The sequence below is a fragment of the Candidatus Magnetaquicoccus inordinatus genome (genome assembly GCF_004217665.1).
Taxonomy (GTDB): domain Bacteria; phylum Pseudomonadota; class Magnetococcia; order Magnetococcales; family Magnetaquicoccaceae; genus Magnetaquicoccus; species Magnetaquicoccus inordinatus.
The window spans coordinates 1-2,075 of sequence record NZ_RXIU01000364.1; the positions used below are offsets into that span (position 1 = coordinate 1).

Genomic DNA, 2,075 nt, shown 5'->3' on the forward strand with positions numbered 1-2,075 from the left:
GATTAAAAGATTAAAAGCAAAATCCCAGGGATTCCATCCCTGGACCCGGCCAGGGAGGTGCCCTCCCTGGACCCGCAATTGTTTTGGGTGGTGTATATCAATTTAACTTTTCTATACGACTCTCCACAAAACGACGTAAATTGCCACTCAATGTATTGTCCGCCAAAGCCTGCCGATAGGCAGCTTGCGCCAATGGCAACCGCCCGGTCTTTTCCAGGGAGATGGCCAGCCCCATCGCCAGTTCAGCAGTCTCCTGATCACGCATCTCTCCCACCAGAATCACATCGGGATCCTGGCGTAGCACCGTGCGCAAAATCGAGGAGAAGGTTAAACCGATGCGTGGCTGAATCGCCACCTGGCTGATCCGTGGGAGACGATATTCCACTGGATCCTCTACGGTAATAATCTTGCGGTCCGAGGTATTGAGTCGATGCAAGGCTCCATACAAGGTAGTGGTTTTGCCACTGCCGGTGGGACCACACACCAACACCAGGCCATGCAGGCGCTGCAATATTGCTTGAAAGCGCTGCAACAGCTCTGGTTCCAAAACGGCTTCCAAGGCTGTATGTTCTTTGCTCCGATCCAGCAGACGCAGTACCACCGACTCCCCGTGGGCAATTGGCAGTGTGGAGAGTCGCACATCGATGATGCGCCCGCGCACCACCAGCTCAAAACGGCCATCCTGCGGCAGACGCCGTTCGGCAATCTCCAAACCGGCCATCAACTTTAATTTGGAGACCAAAGCAGTTGCAATACGCCGCTCTGGAATCACCTGCTCCTGCAAAATGCCATCGATGCGTCGGCGCAGACGCAGCACCTCATAATCGGGTTCAATATGAATATCCGAGGCATGCAAACGCACTGCATCCTCAAACAAAGCCAAGAGAATCCGTGCCACTGGAGCATCGCTGAACAGTTCGCTTTGCAGCACGCCATCCAGGTGAAACGGCGAGCGTCCCAAAGCTTCATCCAGCACCGCCACCTGCTCTTGCACCCGTTCCACCCCCTGATAGTGGCGATCCAGCACGATGGGCAACAAGGAAGAGGCCACCAAGGCCCAGCGGATTCGGCCTCCCAACAGTCGCTGCAGTTCGTCACAGGCTAAAACATCGCTGGGATCGGCCATTCCCACCAGCAACCCTTCTGCTGAGCGGGATAAGACCAGTGCTTGCAGGCGTCGTGCCGCCGACTCTGGCAGCAGACGCACCAGTTCACTCTCCAGGCGTACTGTCTGCAAATCGACCAGAGGCAGATGCAGAATGGTTGCCAAGCAACGCAAAAAGCGACCCTCTTCCATTATCTGCAGACGCACCAAAACCTCGCCCAGCCGTTCCCCTGTTTCCGCCTGGCTGTTCAAAGCACGTTGCAACTGTGCTGCAGTAATTTCGCCCATTGTCAACAAATGTTCGCCGACTCGATCCCGGGATAACATCCGTGCCTGCCCTCTCGCTGCACAACTTTTTTATTAATTCATTATACCACAAGCATAAAATAAATGAGATCACAAACCAATGCAACGCTGCAGTGCGCCCGGCCTTTTGCAGGGCAAACGCAGTAAAAAGAATAAAAAATTATTATGGAGGTCCAGGAGGAGATTATCTCCTCCTGGTGGGTGCAGGGCGAAGCCCTGCTTTTGTGCGGCGTTTCACCAGAAGCGAATGCTTCAGCATTCGCGCCGCCGCACCAATCTGTGCCCCGCAGGGGCACTCTTTGGGAGGGCGGAGCCCGACATGCACAGTTTCGCATGTGGCAACGGTGTGAAAAGGGGCAAATGCCAGCGCAAAAATGCGCCAAAGGCAAAAAACGCAACTATTCAGGTTCGTGCTGGCTCGCCAGCTCTACCCCCATGGGGATGCTGTGGGCATTGGCGCAAAAAATGCGCGCCAATGCCCACAGCTTGCTTCCATTAGGCGCTTAAGCCGACGCAAAGAGCGCGTCGGCTTAGTTTGAAAAGCGCGCCAAAGGCAAAAGATTAAAAGATTAAAAGATTAAAAGCAAAATCCCAGGGATTCCATCCCTGGACCCGGCCAGGGAGGTGCCATCCCTGGACCCGCAATGGTTTTGGGTGGTGAATA

Annotated in this window: 1 protein-coding gene; it reads right to left on the minus strand. The window is 54.5% G+C overall.

Features of this window, described 5'->3' with window-relative positions:
• Positions 1–97: 97 nt before the first annotated feature.
• Positions 98–1,432, minus strand: coding sequence for a GspE/PulE family protein (locus EJP87_RS15650; protein WP_130472784.1), 1,335 nt, complete (start codon positions 1,430–1,432; stop codon positions 98–100).
• Between the last annotated feature and the right edge of the window lie 643 nt (positions 1,433–2,075).